The 15,909-nt window shown below is 60.1% G+C and carries 16 protein-coding genes; 7 read left to right on the top strand and 9 right to left on the bottom strand.

The genetic code is table 11. The features are described 5' to 3' along the window. Positions 1-45: 45 nt before the first annotated feature. Together F8N12_RS23505 and F8N12_RS23500 are read right to left on the bottom strand one after the other, a co-directional pair. Positions 46-441 carry a YbaN family protein gene (locus F8N12_RS23505; RefSeq protein ID WP_150582503.1) on the bottom strand — a complete coding sequence of 132 codons (396 nt, stop codon included), beginning with the start codon at positions 439-441 and terminating at the stop codon, positions 46-48. 10 nt (positions 442-451) lie between these two features. Beyond that, the gene (locus F8N12_RS23500) at positions 452-1,039 is read right to left on the bottom strand and encodes a YecA family protein (RefSeq protein ID WP_150582502.1); all 588 of its coding nucleotides are present in this window, start codon (positions 1,037-1,039) and stop codon (positions 452-454) included. 397 nt (positions 1,040-1,436) lie between these two features. Here F8N12_RS23500 and recQ point away from each other — a divergent pair, with 397 nt between their 5' ends. From recQ to F8N12_RS23480, 4 genes are all read left to right on the top strand, one after another. After that, positions 1,437-3,563 carry a DNA helicase RecQ gene (gene recQ, locus F8N12_RS23495; protein ID WP_150582501.1) on the top strand — a complete coding sequence of 709 codons (2,127 nt, stop codon included), beginning with the start codon at positions 1,437-1,439 and terminating at the stop codon, positions 3,561-3,563. Positions 3,564-3,692: 129 nt separating this feature from the next. After that, the gene (locus F8N12_RS23490; RefSeq protein ID WP_150582500.1) at positions 3,693-4,127 is read left to right on the top strand and encodes a MarR family transcriptional regulator; all 435 of its coding nucleotides are present in this window, start codon (positions 3,693-3,695) and stop codon (positions 4,125-4,127) included. A gap of 126 nt (positions 4,128-4,253) precedes the next feature. Then, the gene (locus F8N12_RS23485; protein ID WP_150582499.1) at positions 4,254-6,071 is read left to right on the top strand and encodes a FimV family protein; all 1,818 of its coding nucleotides are present in this window, start codon (positions 4,254-4,256) and stop codon (positions 6,069-6,071) included. Between the two features lie 39 nt (positions 6,072-6,110). Beyond that, positions 6,111-6,398 carry a SelT/SelW/SelH family protein gene (locus F8N12_RS23480; protein WP_150582498.1) on the top strand — a complete coding sequence of 96 codons (288 nt, stop codon included), beginning with the start codon at positions 6,111-6,113 and terminating at the stop codon, positions 6,396-6,398. Here the strand turns inward: F8N12_RS23480 and F8N12_RS23475 are convergent. Then, positions 6,392-7,285 carry a DMT family transporter gene (locus F8N12_RS23475; protein WP_150582497.1) on the bottom strand — a complete coding sequence of 298 codons (894 nt, stop codon included), beginning with the start codon at positions 7,283-7,285 and terminating at the stop codon, positions 6,392-6,394. The genes F8N12_RS23480 and F8N12_RS23475 overlap by 7 nt on opposite strands. A 208-nt stretch (positions 7,286-7,493) precedes the next feature. Then, positions 7,494-8,258, bottom strand: coding sequence for a helix-turn-helix transcriptional regulator (locus F8N12_RS23470; RefSeq protein WP_150582496.1), 765 nt, complete (start codon positions 8,256-8,258; stop codon positions 7,494-7,496). Positions 8,259-8,397: 139 nt separating this feature from the next. Here F8N12_RS23470 and F8N12_RS23465 point away from each other — a divergent pair, with 139 nt between their 5' ends. Next, positions 8,398-9,213, top strand: a complete 816-nt coding sequence (locus F8N12_RS23465) for a UDP-2,3-diacylglucosamine diphosphatase (protein WP_150582495.1) — start codon at positions 8,398-8,400, stop codon at positions 9,211-9,213. Between the two features lie 122 nt (positions 9,214-9,335). On the opposite strand, the gene F8N12_RS23460 is transcribed toward F8N12_RS23465, so the two are convergent. Further along, on the bottom strand, positions 9,336-9,926 hold the full coding sequence (locus tag F8N12_RS23460; RefSeq protein WP_150582494.1) for an HD domain-containing protein: 591 nt from the start codon (positions 9,924-9,926) through the stop codon (positions 9,336-9,338). Between the two features lie 26 nt (positions 9,927-9,952). After that, positions 9,953-10,264: a DUF962 domain-containing protein gene (locus F8N12_RS23455; RefSeq protein ID WP_150582493.1), complete on the bottom strand. Its 312-nt coding sequence runs from the start codon at positions 10,262-10,264 to the stop codon at positions 9,953-9,955. Positions 10,265-10,425: 161 nt separating this feature from the next. Here F8N12_RS23455 and F8N12_RS23450 point away from each other — a divergent pair, with 161 nt between their 5' ends. After that, the gene (locus F8N12_RS23450) at positions 10,426-11,487 is read left to right on the top strand and encodes an AraC family transcriptional regulator (RefSeq protein WP_150582492.1); all 1,062 of its coding nucleotides are present in this window, start codon (positions 10,426-10,428) and stop codon (positions 11,485-11,487) included. Here the strand turns inward: F8N12_RS23450 and F8N12_RS23445 are convergent. Continuing rightward, positions 11,444-12,898 (bottom strand): TrkH family potassium uptake protein, encoded by a 1,455-nt coding sequence (locus tag F8N12_RS23445; RefSeq protein WP_150582491.1) that lies wholly within the window; start codon positions 12,896-12,898, stop codon positions 11,444-11,446. The genes F8N12_RS23450 and F8N12_RS23445 overlap by 44 nt on opposite strands. A 121-nt stretch (positions 12,899-13,019) precedes the next feature. On the opposite strand from F8N12_RS23445, the gene F8N12_RS23440 reads away from it, so the two are divergent. After that, entirely contained in the window at positions 13,020-13,589 is a 570-nt protein-coding gene (locus F8N12_RS23440) for an NAD(P)H nitroreductase (RefSeq protein WP_150582490.1), read from the top strand. A 92-nt stretch (positions 13,590-13,681) separates the two neighbouring features. Here F8N12_RS23440 and F8N12_RS23435 read toward each other — a convergent pair whose 3' ends face one another. Together F8N12_RS23435 and F8N12_RS23430 are read right to left on the bottom strand one after the other, a co-directional pair. Further along, on the bottom strand, positions 13,682-15,025 hold the full coding sequence (locus tag F8N12_RS23435; protein ID WP_150582489.1) for a sensor histidine kinase: 1,344 nt from the start codon (positions 15,023-15,025) through the stop codon (positions 13,682-13,684). 174 nt (positions 15,026-15,199) lie between these two features. After that, on the bottom strand, positions 15,200-15,637 hold the full coding sequence (locus tag F8N12_RS23430) for a Spy/CpxP family protein refolding chaperone (RefSeq protein WP_150582488.1): 438 nt from the start codon (positions 15,635-15,637) through the stop codon (positions 15,200-15,202). Positions 15,638-15,909: the final 272 nt, after the last annotated feature.

Raw genomic sequence — 15,909 nt, 5'->3', positions numbered from 1 at the left:
GGCGGTTTTTTATTACCGATGTTTTGGTCCAGGCCTTGCGGGCACTCAGCCTTTACGCAAGGTCTTCTGACGAAGGATATAAATCGTGACCAATATCGCACTGGTCAGCATGAACCCGCGTGCCCATATCATCGGCACCAGATAACAGGAGAACACAATGCTTATCCACATCAGGCCAATGGCGTAGACCTTGCCCTTGAGGGGAATGCCGTTGCCTTCCAGATAATCACCGATCCAGGGTCCTAGCCGTGGATGCTCAACCAGCCAGTTGTAAAAGCGCGCAGAGCTGCGGGCGAAACAGGCGGCTGCCAGCAGGAGGAAGGGCGTGGTGGGCAATACCGGCAGGAAAATGCCGATCACCCCCAGTGCCACGCTGAGCCAGCCGATGGCCAGCAGCACGTAGCGCAACATCGGGGAGCGGTTGCCTATGGGTTTGTCCATAGGCGGCACCTTAGTGGTGACGTGGCTTGAGGATCGCCGGTTTTTCGTCCGGGGCATTGCACAGCAGGTACAGCGCGGTCAGGGCTTCCGGTATCTGCACGATCATGTCGTCCATCAGGTTGGCGTCGGCTGCGATGTCGGAGAATTCCGGCTGCTCGTCGAACAGACCCGAGCCGACCATGATCGGCAGCAACATTTCGCTGACTTCGTCCTCGGCGGTTTCAAACCAGGCCGCTTCGCGCAGGAACACGCCTTCCATGAAACCGATGCACCAGCCGCGCAGATCGGAATCATCCGGCTCTTCACCGAGGTCAAGGTCGCAAGGCAACTCGAACTCTTCATCGGCGGCCAGTTGGCGGGCGATGTGCGCCTTGAGCAGGATCAGTGTGGATTCGATCGCTTCGCGCTCGGTGTCGTCGGCGTAATGCGGTTCTTCAGCGAAGAGCGCATCGATCCACTCACGCTCCGGAACCTCTTCCGAGCAGATCGACAGGGCGGTGAGGTAGCCGTGGGCGGCCACATAGTCCAGCGCCTCGTCATGCAGTTCATCGGCGTCGAGGAAGACTTGCAGGCGGGTTAATTGCTCAGCGAAGGACATTAAAAGGCTACCTTGGGAATTAATCAGATGCGCGAATTCTAGGCCTTCTTGAGCACTCAGGCCAGCCGCGCGGCATATTTGCCCAATACGCCAACCCTGTCCCCCCGTGGGAGCTGCCGAAGGCTGCGATCTTTTGATCTTTCCATACAAAATAAAAAAGATCGCAGCCTTCTGCGGCTCCTGAACGGGCTGATCGGGAGTTGCCTGCTGGCCCGTCTTCTCAGCGGCGCCCTTTGCCGGACAGCCCTCGGGTATACTCCCGCGTTTTGTGAATGCCCTGCCGGCGTCGCGGCTGAGATGTGAAGCGTCATGCAATGCGCACTTACTATTTGTCTGTGCAGACTGCGTGTTTGTGGACCAGCCTTGCGGGGATGTTTCGGTGATTTTTGGAGTTTTTATGCTCGAACAGGCTCAACGCGTCCTCAAGGACATCTTCGGCTACGACAGTTTTCGTGGCCGGCAAGGTGCGATCATTGAGCGCGTGGCCAGTGGCGGCGACGCCTTGGTGCTGATGCCTACCGGTGGCGGCAAATCCTTGTGTTTCCAGGTGCCGGCGCTGCTACGCGAAGGCCTGGCGGTGGTGGTGTCGCCGCTGATCGCGTTGATGGACGATCAGGTTGCAACACTTGAAGAACTGGGTGTCGCAGCTGCAGCCCTGAACTCCACGCTGAGCGCCGAGCAGCAACGCGAGCTGGCCGCGCGGATCAAGCGTGGCGAAGTGAAGATGCTTTATCTTGCGCCCGAACGCCTGGTCCAGCCTCGCATGCTGGCGTTTTTGCAAAGCCTTGAAATCGCCCTGTTTGCCATCGATGAAGCGCATTGCGTGTCGCAATGGGGCCACGATTTCCGTCGCGAATACCTGCAACTCGGCCAGTTGGCGGAGCTGTTCCCCACCGTTCCGCGCATCGCCCTGACTGCCACCGCCGATAAACGAACGCGGGAAGAAATCGTCGATCGGCTGCATTTGCACAATGCTGAGCGCTTTCTGTCGAGTTTCGACCGTCCCAACATTTTTTATCGAATCGTGCCCAAGGAGCAGCCGCGCAAGCAGTTGCTCGCGTTCCTCGCCGAGCGCCGTAGCGATGCCGGTATTGTCTACTGCCTTTCGCGCAAGAAAGTCGACGAAGTCGCCGTATTCCTCAGCGAACAGGGTTTCCCGGCGCTGCCGTATCATGCCGGTCTGCCCAACGAAACACGCTCCCACCACCAGAAACGCTTTCTCAACGAGGAAGGCTTGATCATGGTCGCCACCGTGGCTTTTGGCATGGGTATCGACAAACCCAACGTGCGCTTTGTCGCGCACCTGGACCTGCCGAAATCTCTTGAGGCTTATTATCAGGAAACCGGTCGCGGTGGCCGTGACGGTCTGCCGGCGGATGCCTGGATGGCGTACGGTCTGCAAGACGTGGTAATGCTCAAGCAGATGCTGCAAAACTCCGAAGGCGACGAGCGCCACAAGCGTCTGGAACATCACAAGCTCGACGCGATGCTCTCGCTGTGCGAGGAAACCCGTTGCCGGCGCCAGACCCTGCTGGCTTATTTCGATGAAGACATGCCTGAGCCCTGCGGCCATTGCGACAATTGCGTCGATGGCGTGCAGACCTGGGATGCCACCGAGCCGGCGCGTCAGGCGCTATCGGCGATCTACCGAACGGGGCAGCGCTATGGCGTCGGTCATCTGGTGGATGTATTGCTGGGCAAGGACAACGAGAAAGTGCGCAGCTTCGGCCATCAGCATTTGTCCGTGTTCGGCGTCGGCAAGTCGATGGGTGAAAGCGAATGGCGCTCGCTGTTCCGCCAACTGGTTGCGCGTGGTCTTGCAGACATCGATCTTGAAGGCTACGGCGGCTTGCGTCTGAGCGACAAATGCCGGCCGCTGCTCAAAGGTGAAGTGACCCTGGAATTACGCCGCGACCTCAAGCCACAAACCACGGCGAAAAGCAGCAAGAGCCAGGCAAGCCAACTGGTGCGTGGCGAAGAACGCGAGCAATGGGAAGCCTTGCGTGCATTGCGGCGCAAACTGGCCGAAGAACACGGCGTACCGCCTTACGTCATTTTCCCCGATTCGACCCTGCTGGAAATGCTCCGCAGCCAGCCGACCTCGCTGGCGGAGATGGCCACGGTCAGTGGCGTCGGCGCGCGCAAGCTCGAGCGTTACGGCGAAGCCTTCCTCGAAGTACTCGGCGGCCAGGCCGAGGCGCCGAAAGTGGTGGCCGACGTGCGTCACGAACTGATCACCCTCGCTCGCGCCGGTATGACGCCGTTGCAGATTGCTGGCCAGTTGCAGTGCTCTGAGAAAAACGTCTACACCATGCTCGCCGAAGCCATTGGCAAACAGCAGCTGTCGCTGGATCAGGCGCTGGATCTGCCTGAAGATCTGATGGGCGAAGTCCAGGATGCTTTTCTCGACGGCGAAGGCGAACTACCGCCTGTGGCGGAGATCGCCGCGCTGTTTGCCGGACGCGTGCCGGAAGGTGTTCTGTATTGCGTCCGTGCTGCCCTGCAATCCGAATTCGAGATGTGAATCAGGTATTTGCGCACGGTTTGATTGATGTAACGATTCACTTCGGTACAAGCCTTGCCTCAAGCCAAGGGTCATGCTTAGCTGGCTAATAATTAGTATTTTCTATTTCAGTCTGATCATGAGTGTTTTATGCCGCTGACCGACCAACACCGTTTTGGCATGCAACTGGCCCATATGTCGCGCGGATGGCGCGCGGAGCTCGACCGCCGTCTGGCCGGTTTGGGGCTTTCCCAGGCGCGCTGGCTGGTACTGCTGCACCTGGCTCGATTCGACGATGCGCCCACGCAGCGTGAGTTGGCGCAAAGTGTTGGCGTGGAAGGGCCGACGCTGGCACGGCTTCTGGACAGCCTCGAAAGTCAGGGGCTGGTGCAGCGTCAGTCGGTGGTGGAAGATCGCCGGGCCAAGAAGATCGTACTCTGCTCCCCGGCTCGCCCATTGATTGAACAAATTGAAACCATTGCCACGCAACTTCGACACGAATTGTTTGAAGGTATCGACGAGGCGGATCTGAAGGTGTGCATGCGGGTTCATGGCCTGATTCTGGCCAACCTCGAAAAGTCTTGAGGCAGAAGATCGCGGCGGCTTTTTGATAGATGCCACCCAGCAGGCTATAAAAAATTGGCAAGTGGAACGTATCAGCACCGGTGTGCGAACACCTACAGCTTGGTCGCGGTTATTTAAGGGATGCTCATGCTCGAGAGTCGGCAGGTAGTAATGCGGTGTGGCAGATGGTTGTTAGCCGGCGGACTGGTCACCTGGTCCTTCTCGGCATCCGCATTGGGTCTTGGTGAGATCACCTTGCATTCGGCGTTGAATCAGCCATTGCGTGCCGACATCGCGCTGGTGGATGCCGCAGGCCTGGAGGAGGGTGATCTGTCAGTCAACCTGGCCACCGCCGACGAATTCGGTCGCGCCGGGGTCGAGCGGGTATTTTTCCTCAATGACCTGAAATTCACGCCGATTCTGCGCGGTAACCGCGCCTTGATCAGGGTCAGCTCCAGCAAGCCGGTCAACGAACCTTTTCTGAATTTCCTCGTGCAACTCAATCAACCCAACGGCCGGGTGCTGCGTGAGTATACGGTGCTGATCGATCCGCCGGGTTCGCCGGGTATCGTCCCTGTCGCCGATGAGCCGGGTGCCGGTGCGCCGAACTCGCCGTTCCCGAGTGTCACGCCTGCAGCGCCACCGCCAGCGACGAAGAAACCGGCTGCGAAACCTGACGCCCAGCAATCTGCGGCGCCGGCGATCGATCCTTTGTCTGAACAATTGGCCGCAAGTGTGCTGCAGAACCAGCAACTGCAAAAAACCGTCGACGAGCTCAACGCGAAGGTTGTGGCGCAGGACGAACAGATTGCCGGCCAGAAAAATCAGCTCGTCGAGCTGCAGACCCGGCTGGCTGAAGTGCAGCAGGCGCCGCCAGTGGTAGCGCCGGCAGCGCCCGTTGCTGTTGCTCCAGCCCCGGTCAGCGTTGCAGAACCAGAGCCCGTCGACTGGCCCATGATCATTGGTCTGCTGGCACTGGTGGGGCTGCTGTTGCTCGGGCTGTTGATTCGCCGCCGCAGGCAGCAGGCGTCGACGCAACTTACTGCCGTCCTGGCAGAGCCACTTGAGCCGGTCCTTGATCGGGACGATGAGCCCGCCGCGCAGGCTGCCGCGCTCAAGCACGCCCCTCTGCATCATGAAGAGACGCCCTCGGGCGATGTGCTGGAAGGCGTCGGCATCTATATCGCCTATGGCCGGTTTTCCGAAGCCTCGGCCTTGCTGCGCGAAGCACTGGCGAAGGAGCCGCAGCGCACGGACCTTGCCTTGAGGTTGCTCGAGGTCCTGGGCAAACAGGGCGATGTGCCGGCCTACGATGCCCAGGAACAAAGCCTGATAGACAACGGTTTTGACCCACATCAACTTGAGGAGATTCGCGAGCGCTACCCGAAGATGACTACCGCGCCAACCCGGCTGGTAGCAGCGGCGCCCATGATCGCCCCGGTTATCCCTGCGATCGTCGCGCCCATTGTCACAACGCCGCAATCCACGGAGGCACCACCCGACGAATTCCACCTGAACCTGGACGACCTGTCCATGGATTCCAGCTGGGACCTGATCAGTCCATTCGATGGCAGCTTGTCTGACAATGAATCTGCCAGGACGGAGGAGTCGCAGTTCTCGTCAAGCCTGCAGATGTTGCCTGTTGAGTTCGACATGTCTGACGAACCCACGCTGGACGAGGCAGAACTGGAGTGGGTGGCCGAGCCCGACGCAGCGTCTCTGGACGACGCATTCCTGGATGAATTCAGCGACCCGCTGCAGTCATTCGAGCTGGAGCCCTTGAGCACTGAATCGGCCGAACTGGAACCGGCTGTCCCCGCTCATGCTGACAAGCTGGAGCAAGCCCAGACCTGCATCGATGACGGTGATCTGGACAGTGCTATCGAGTTGCTCAACGAGTTGCTCGAAGACGGCGACGAAGCCCTCAAGCAAACTGCCCGGACGCTATTGGCCGGTATCCGGTGATGCTTTATCAAGCCTGCGTGGGCAAATCAGGAGTCCGGCATGACCGCGCCTAAACCGGAGATCGTCATCACCTACTGCACACAATGCCAATGGCTGTTGCGTGCAGCCTGGCTGGCTCAGGAACTGCTCAGCACTTTCGGCGAGGATCTGGGCAAAGTGTCGCTGATCCCCGGCTCCGGCGGGGTGTTCCATATATTCTGTGACGATGTGCAGATCTGGGAGCGCAAGACTGAAGGCGGCTTCCCGGAGGCCAAGGTGCTGAAACAGCGGGTCCGAGATCAGATTGATCCCGGTCGCGACCTCGGGCACAACGACCGGACTCAATGAGAGACCGCCTCGGCCGTTACATTTTTTTTGCCGGCGCTGCTCGATAGCCTGCTCGACACAACGATGGCAACGATGATCAGTGCGCCGCCCATCAGCATGCGCACCGTCGGATTTTCGTTGAACAACAGCCAGGCCAGGGTGATGCCGTAAACTGGCTCCATGGCGAACACCACGGCGGCTGTTCGCGCTTTGATCACGGCGAGACTGGCGACAAACAGACTGTGCGCAACTGCGGTACAGAATACCCCGAGCAGGCCGATCCACAGCCAGTCAATGACGCGCACTTCGGCCAATTGCGGCGCCGCTACCGGCAGCAGGCACAGCGCAACCACCGCGTTCTGGCAGAGCGCAGCCTGCACCGGCGAAATTCGCCCGGAGCTGGCGCGATTGGTCAGCGACAGCAACGCGAACAACAGACCCGAGCCCACCGCCCAAAGCAGCCCGGTGGTAGCGTCGCTGGCGAAATTGAAATCCGGGGTTACCAGCACCAGGCCAATGCTGACGAGCACCACCAGCAGAATCTCATTGGCGCGAATCCGCTCACGAAAGATCAGCCCTTCGAGTATCACGGTAAATGCCGGGAAACTGGCAAAACCCAGGGTGGCAATCGCTACGCCCGCCACTTTCACCGCGATGAAAAAACTTACCCAGTGTCCGGCCAACAGCGCACCGCTGAGCAGCAGCCGGCGCCAATCCACAGCTTCCAGTTTGCGCCACGGTGTCTGACTGGCGAATCTGGCAAAAGCCGCCAACGCCATTACGGCAAATGCCGCACGGCCGAACACGATGACGGCGGGGGATGCGGCAGCCAGCTTGCCGAATACGCCGGTCAGGCCAAACATCAATGCGCCAATGTGCAAGGCGCCAAACGCGGTACGGGGAGTCATTGCAATCCTCAACAGTGTGAGCCGGACCCGCGAACACCGTTCCTGTAGCAGCTGGCGGAGCCTGCGTCCGAGCGCGCAGCGGTCGTAGTCATGAGGTATCGTGTCGGCAGTTCGAGTGCCCGCTGCGCGCTCGGACGTTCGAACACGGCCCGAGCCTTCGCCAGCTGATACATTAAAGCGCGTGTGTCTCGACAAATCTGTCGGGAAACTACTGAGTTTTGTCGCCAGCCTCGCGCCGCAACTTTCCGGGCGTAGCACCAAACTCACGCAAAACGGCGGCAGCGAAGGCACTTTGCGAACCGTAGCCCACCCGACTGGCGATTTCGCCAATCGGCAGCGCCGAGTCTCGCAACAGGTTCACGGCGATATGCAGGCGGCGACTGCGAACATAGTCCATCGGCGTCTGCCCGCATTCCGCCATAAACCGAGCGTGCAGCCGCGCAGTCGACAGCCCGGCAATGCGCGCCAGATCGGCAACTTGCAGCGGATAGGCCGCGTGCTGATCAATGTGCGTGTTCAGCGTGGCATAGGGCAAACGGCGGCCACACACGGTTTGCGGCCTGGCATTGTTGAGGCTGGCCAGCAGCAACACCGCGCCTTGTTGTGCGATCAGCGGATCGTTGACCTGGCTGCCTGCCAACCAGTGGACCAGTTGGCTCTGCCCGGCGTCCAGCGACCGCCGTGCGGCACTATCGAGCAAGCGTCGGCTGGCGTCGGCATGACTGCCCAGAGACTGCGCAAGCCACTGATCGCTGGGCACGTCCAGCACCAGGCAACGGCTGCCATTACTGCTGCCACAGGCGTGATGAAAACCGGACGGCACCACCACGAAACTTTCTTGCACCACTTGGCTGCCGCGGCCGTCGACTTCGAAATCCAGTGCACCTGAAAGCCCGAACACCAGTTGTGCGTGGTCGTGGCTGTGGACGATCAAGTCCTCGGTGTAGTGGCGTAGCGTGAGGATCGGTCTCATCGCGGTTCTCTCGATAACGGTCGCCGCCAGTCTACACCGGGGCCGCAGGCGGGCGCTGTCACACGTCTGACTTGTGTCTGTCATGGCCGATTAATCACAGCGGCGCAAGCTTGCCCAAACCATCGCAGAGGGCCGCCCCATGACCAGCGCCGAGCTCGCCAAACCCAGTCGTAAGCAACGTGTGCGGACCCTGTGGATTTCCGATGTGCATTTGGGTACGCGCGATTGCCAGGCCGAGCATCTGTCGGCCTTTCTCAAGGGCTATCACACCGACAGGATCTATCTGGTAGGCGACATCATTGATGGCTGGAAACTGCGCGGCGGGATGTATTGGCCGCAGGCGCACACCAACGTGATCCGGCGGCTGCTGACCATGAGCAAGCGCGGCACCGAGGTGATTTATGTCACGGGCAATCACGACGAATTTCTGCGCCGCTATTCGAAACTGATTCTGGGCAACATTCAACTGGTCGACGAAGCCGTTCACGTCACCGCCGATGGCCGTCATCTGTTGGTGATTCATGGCGACCAGTTCGATGTCATCACCCGCTACCACCGCTGGCTGGCGTTCCTGGGTGATTCAGCTTACGAGTTCACTTTGACGCTTAACCGCTGGCTCAATCATTGGCGCGCCCGCTATGGCTATGGCTACTGGTCGCTGTCGGCGTACCTCAAGCACAAAGTGAAAACCGCGGTCAGTTTCATCAGCGATTTTGAGGAAGCCATCGCCCATGAATGCGTCAAACGGGAATTACACGGCGTGGTGTGCGGGCACATTCACCACGCCGAGATCCGCAAGGTCGGGGAGGTCGACTACCTCAATTGCGGGGACTGGGTGGAGTCGTGCACGGCGCTGATCGAGCATTGGGACGGGACGATCGAGCTATATCGCCTGGCCGACGCGCAGGCTCGGGAGGCTGGGTTGCGGGCGATCAAGGTTGCTGAGCCGGCTTGATAAAAAGTGTGCCGGGCGGGCGTCTTCGCGAGCAAGCCCGCTCCCACATTTTAACGGCGTGCGCAGTTCGATGTAGGAGCGAGCCTGCTCGCGAAAGGGCCAGAGCAGGCACCGCAAACACATCAGGCAGTCGAACGCTCCTCCATCGCCGCCTTGTAAATCGAGTTCTTCGGCTGTGCAAACAACCGCGCCAGCATCGGTTCAAAGAAGCTTAATGGCAGCGTGTCATACAACGGATCAAACGCTGCCGCATCGTATTTGGCGCAAAATTCGATGGTCGCCTGATAGTGCGGATGCCCACTGAATTGCTCGCGCAGATGGCGATCCATGCCCAGGTGGTGGAAGAAATAGTAACCCTGGAAAATCCCGTGCTTCTCGACCAGCCAAAGATTGTCGGCACTGACAAACGGCTTGAGGATCGCCGCGGCAATGTCCGGGTGATTGTACGAACCGAGCGTGTCACCGATGTCATGCAGCAGCGCGCAGACCACGTATTCCTCGTCGCGTCCGTCACGCCAGGCGCGGCTGGCGGTTTGCAGCGAATGGGTCAGACGATCCACCGGGAAGCCGCCAAAGTCGCCCTCCAGCAACTTCAGGTGCGCCACAATCCGGGTCGGCAACTGGCGAGCGTAGGCGCTGAAATCCCCGGCGATGATCGCCCAGTCTTCCTGGGTGCCGTCCTGCATGTGGGTGAAGCGGGCGGTGGTATTCATCGGCTTTCCTCTTGGCTGCTGTGTCGCTAGAACGGCACGCGCCGCAGGATCATGTCGCGGTACATGGCAAAATCGCCCAGCAGGCTGTACAGCGGGTGCTGAAAAGTCGCAGGACGATTCTTCTCGAAAAAGAAATGGCCGATCCAGGCAAAGCTGTAACCGGCCAGCGGCAATGCCAGCAGCATCATCCAGGCGCCTCTACTGATGGTCACGGCCAGAATCAGGATCACCAGCGTGGTGCCAACAAAGTGCAGCCGTCGGCAAATGCTGTCGCTGTGCTCACTCAGGTAGTAAGGGTAGAACTCAGCGAAGCTGTTGAAACGTTTGATGTTTTCCACGACTGCGATCTCTGTGGTGATGGATCCGCCTGCAAGTTGTTCTGCGGGTAGCTTATTTGAGTCTAGAGTGATCATTGGCGTCAGCCAGTGACAATGGGCGCCACTTTAGTATCCTTTGGAAATTCGCCGCTATATGCGGCTCACCCTTGTAAGTAACCGCCATGAGTGAACGAACGACTTCTGCAAGCTGGGCGATGGGAATTGTCAAAGCGCTGGAGATGGACGGCCTGGATTGCCGGGTTCTGTTCAAGCAGCTGGGGCTTGACTTCGCGGCACTGGATGATCCGGATGCGAGGTTCCCGCAAGATTCGATGACACGCCTGTGGCAGCGCGCGGTGGAGCTGTCAGGGAACCCCGCGATCGGACTGAACATGGGTAAAGTGGCGCGGCCGGCATCGTTTCACGTGGCCGGGTATGCGCTGATGTCCAGTCAGACGTTGGCTGAAGGTTTTCAACGTCTGGTGCGTTATCAGCGAATCATTGCCGAAAGTGCCGACCTGAGTTTCCGCCTGCTCGATGAAGGCTACGGACTGATTCTGACGGTGCATGGCGATCATCTGCCACCAACCCGACAGAGCGCCGAAGCGTCACTGGCCTGCGCGCTGGCGCTGTGTGGCTGGCTGACCGGGCGAACCTTGCAGCCGCGCAAGGTCCTGCTGCAAGGCGACCAGCCTGCCAACCTCGAAGCCTATGAACAAACATTCCACGCCCCGATGGTGTTCAACGCGCCGTATGACGCGCTGATTTTCGAGCGTGCCGACATGGAAGCGCCGCTGCCAACGGCCAACGAAGCCATGGCGCTGCTGCACGACCGTTTCGCCGGGGAATACCTGGCGCGTTTTTCCGAGAGCCGGGTGACGCACAAAGCGCGTCAGGTGTTATGCCGCCTGTTGCCTCAGGGCGAACCCAAACGCGATACGGTGGCGCAGACGCTGCACCTGTCGCAGCGGACGTTGCAGCGACGTTTGCAGGAGGAGGGCACGAGTTTTCAGACCTTGCTGGACGACACCCGGCGCGAACTGGCTGAGCAGTATCTGGCGCAACCGAGGATGACCCTGCTGGAAATCGCCTACTTGCTGGGGTTCGCGGACCCGAGCAATTTCTTCCGCGCCTTCCGCCGCTGGTTCGACGCCACGCCCGGCGAATACCGGACGCGCCTGGCGCAGATGAGCAAACCGGTCAGTGACGCCAAAACGCAGGGATACACAGCACAAACACGGTGATGATCTCGAGTCGACCCAGCAGCATGCCGAAGGAGAGGATCCACTTGGCGGCGTCCGGCAAGGTGGCGAAGTTACCCGCAGGGCCGATGACTTCGCCCAGCCCCGGGCCGACACCGGACACGGTACTGGCCGCACCGGTCAGGGCCGTCATCCAGTCCACGCCGAGCAGTGACAGCAGCAGCGCAATCACGCAGATGGTGATCGCGAAGAAAAACGAGAAGGTCAGAATCGACCGCACGATTTCTTCGTCGAGGCGGTGGCCGTTGTACTTCTGCTTGATCACCGCGCGTGGGTGGATCAACTGGTTAAGGTTGGCCTTGAGCAGGATGTAGGCCACCTGGAAGCGGAAAATCTTGATCCCGCCAGACGTCGACCCCGAACAGCCACCAATGAAGCCCAGATAAAAGAACAGCATCAGCGAGAAATTGCCCCACAGGCTGTAGTCCCCGAGCGCAAAACCAGTGGTCGTGACAATCGAGGTGACGTTTAGCGCCACATGGCGCAACGCCTCCAGCCAATGCAACTGAGTCGTCCACCAATACCAGGTGCTCAGTACCAGCCACGTCAGCAGTAACAGCCCAAGCAAACCCTGCACCTGCTGATCTTTGAGCAATGCCCGGCGATTGCCGCGCAAGGTCGCCACGTACAAGGTGAACGGCAGGCTGCCGAGAATCATGACGACCACGGCCACCCAGTGCACTGCCGGTTGCGGCCAGTTGGCAAGGGACTTGTCGGAGGTGGAGAAACCGCCGGTGGAAATTGCCGACATGGCGTGGTTGATCGCATCGAACAGGCTCATGCCCGCCCACCAGAACGCCAGGCTGCCGAGAATGGTGATGCCGACGTAGGCCGCCACGATCAAACGCGCCACCATGTGCGAACGGGGCATGACCTTTTCGGAGCGATCCGACGACTCGGTCTGGAACAGGCGCATGCCACCGATGCGCAGCAACGGCAGGATCGCGACCGCCATGCCGATGAAGCCGATGCCGCCGATCCAGTGCAGCATCGAGCGCCACATCAGGATGCCGGGTGACATCTTGTCCAGGTTGTTGAGCACCGTCGAACCCGTGGCGGTGATCCCGGACATGCTTTCAAAGAATGAGTCGGTGTAACTGATGTGCTGCGTCAGCAGAAACGGCAGCGCGGCGAAGATGCACACCACCAGCCAGCTGCTGACGGTCAGCAGGTACATGTCGCGCGGACGCAAATGCACATGCTCGGGGCGTCCGGGGATCACCAGCGCAAGGCCGGCGACGAAGGTGATCATGCTGGCCCAGAGGAACGAAGGCAGATCGCCGGTGCGCTCGAAAATCACCAGCGTGGCCATGGGCACGACCATGGCGATCGCCAGGGTGATCAGGAAGATGCCGATGATGAAACCAATAGTCCGTAAAGTCGGCAACGCCATGAAGTCCGCTCGGGCTGTGATTGAGGAGGGCGCCATTCTACCCGTGGGGCGGGGCATGTAAACCGCATGCCGGCGATGGATACCGCTAGAATAGCCGGACATTTTTTTCAGGAGGTGGCCGATGCAGGCTCTCGACGCTTTGCTCAACCGTGTTTCCGTTCCCCGACTGCTTGAGCCGGCGCCCAGCGCCGCGCAGCGCGAAGTGCTGTTTGGCGCCGCCATGCGCGCGCCGGACCATGGCCATTTGCAGCCGTGGCGCTTCCTGACAGTCGAAGGATCAGCGCGCGAGCAGATGGGCGAGTTGCTGGCTGATGCGGCGAAGCTGCAGGACGGCGATGTTTCCGAGGCTGCTGTGGACAAGGCGCGCAACGGCCCGCTACGGGCGCCCTTGGTGGTGGTGGTCATCGCGCGTTTGCAAGATCACGTCAAATATCCCAAGTCCGAGCAATTGCTGGCGGCGGGCTGTGCAGCGCACGGGATTTTGCTGGCCGCCTACGCGCAAGGGATTGGCGCAGTATGGCGCACGGGTGAGTTGGCGTATTCGCCGCACGTGGCCAAGGGCCTGGGCCTGGCGGCAGGAGAAGAGGTCATCGGGTTTCTTTATCTGGGAACGCCGCAGAAAGAGCCGCGCGTGGCGGAGACGGTTGATCTGAGCGGGTTTGTCAGCGCCTGGCCTTTGCCGCAAGCGTGAGTCGCCAGATCGCAGCCTCGTTGCACTCGACAGCTGCTACAGGGGTTTGCGCGTCTGCAGGGGCTGCGATCTTTTCCGCTACCCCGCCGGACTCATGCTTGAACAACCACCCCCGGCACCACCGGTAATTCGAGACTGGCGATAAACCCGCCCTCCGGGTGATTGGCCAGCACCAGACTGCCGCCATGTCGCTCGGCTGCGCGCCTCGCGATGGCCAATCCCAAGCCATGTCCCGCCGCCGTCTGCCCCGGCGCGCGGTAGAACGGTTCGGCCAACTGACTCAAGTGTTCTGCCTCAACCCCCGGCCCGTGATCGCGCACACTGATCACAATCCGCTCGCCCTGCCGCAGCGCCAGCATCTCGATGGGTAAGCCACCGGGCTGATTGAATCGCTGGGCATTGCGCAGCAAATTGTCCACGGCGCGTTCGATCATGGTCGGCCACCCCTTGAGGCTCAATTGCGGCTCGGCCTCCAGGTGGACGCTTTGCTCCGGGGATCCCAACTGAGCATCTTTTTGTACCGTGTTCAGCAACGCATTAAGGTCGACATCCTCCGCACTGGCATTGTCGGCGTCCACGCGGGCCAACACCAGAATCTCGCTGATCAGCGCCTCCAGACGGTCGCATTCACGGGTCAGGCGTGGCCAGAGTTTTTCCCGCTCTTCGGGACTGGCGCGCTCCGCCAGCGCCAAGGCGATTCGCAATCGAGCGAGGGGCGAACGCAATTCGTGGGATACATCGCGCAACAGCTGACGCTGGCTGCCGATCAGGCTTTGCAGGCGTGCGCCCATGCGGTTGAAATCATTGGCCAGCACGCCAAACTCATCGCGCCGGTTGGCCAGCTTCACCAGGCTGTTTTGCTGATAAGTGGTCTGCCCCAGATCATGCACGGCACCGCGCAGGCGATTCAGCGGCCGGGTGATCGACAAGGTGACGAACAGGCTGAACAGCGTCAGCACCACCAGCGCAATCCCCAATGCACTCAAGGGCCAGAGCAGGCTTTCGCGATGCCACGAATCCAGTTCCGGATGGGGAATGCGGTAGATCAACAGATAGGTATCACCGGTTTTTGCGCTGGTGTATTCATCAGTCAAACGTCGCCAAGGCAGGCGGCGATCATCGTTGTTCTGGCGGGCTTCGAAGGCAGCAGCACGACGTGGAAAAGTGCCGCGCACCACTGGGTCGCCGCTTTCGTTGAGCACCTGAACGTCAATATGGTACTGACGTTTACGCTGTTCCAGGAGGCTCTGCGCCGCGTCTTCACCCTGAGTTTCGAAAGTTTGCGTCCACTGTTCGGCAAGCGTATTAAGGCCCGGGTGACGGCTGAGAATCCATGCATCCTGATTGAGCATGTGCCCCAGCAGAATGGAGAGCCCGGCCACCAGGGCGATGGCCAACCAGAAACTGGCCAGAATCCGCCAGAACAATGAGCGCACAGAAAGTCCTCAAACAAATGTCGGTCAATGTGGGAGCGAGCCTGCTCGCGATAGCGGTGTGCCAGTCAACATTTCGTGATCTGATACACCGCTATCGCGAGCAGGCTCGCTCCCACAGGGAACCGCATGGAAACAGGCCCGACGGGGTTAGCCGTCGGACCCAGGGTCAGCGCATTATTGCGCTTTTTGCGGTTGTTGCGCTTTCCAGGCCTTGAATTCAGCCCATTCCGCGCGGCGCTCAGCCTTCTTCTTCTGCATGTCGTCGAATTGCTTCTGTTGATCGGGCTTCAGCAGGGCGCGTACGTCGGCGTCGGCTTTCTTGTGGTTGGCAGCCATTTCGTCTTTCATGGCTTTCTGATCGGCTGGCGACAGCTTCTCCAGGTATTTGCCGACCACTTGCTTACGTTCGTGCATCTGCTCGCCCATGATCTTGCGGATCTGCTCGCGCTGTTCGCGGCTCAGGTCCAGTTGGCTGTACGGGCCTTTGCCGTGCATGCCATGCATCTGACCACCGTGACGCGGGCCGTCCATCGGGCCGCCACCTTCAGGCATGGCCATGGCGACGGTTGGCAGAGCGGCAGCGAACATCAGAGCGATTAGAGTCTTGCGCATGGTGAATCTCCTTGTCTCGTTCCCGGTACGTTCCGGATGAGTTCAGATTACGCAGATCAAGGTCAGCGGCGGTCAGCGAAGCGTAAAGCTTCGGTAAAGAGGATTTAGTATCTGCCTGACAAACCCAGCGATTCACCGGGCCCGCTGTAGCAGCTGTCGAGCCCGCGACGCTGCGTCCGGCGGCGCAGCCGTCGTCAATTCAGTCGATCGTATTTTTCAGGTAGACCGCGTTTACAGGTTTTGCGACGGCTGCGCCGCCGGACGCAGCCTCG

The sequence above is a fragment of the Pseudomonas fluorescens genome (assembly GCF_902497625.1).
Taxonomy (GTDB): Bacteria; Pseudomonadota; Gammaproteobacteria; order Pseudomonadales; family Pseudomonadaceae; genus Aquipseudomonas; species Aquipseudomonas fluorescens_BQ.
This window is presented reverse-complemented; position numbering and strand designations above follow the sequence as displayed.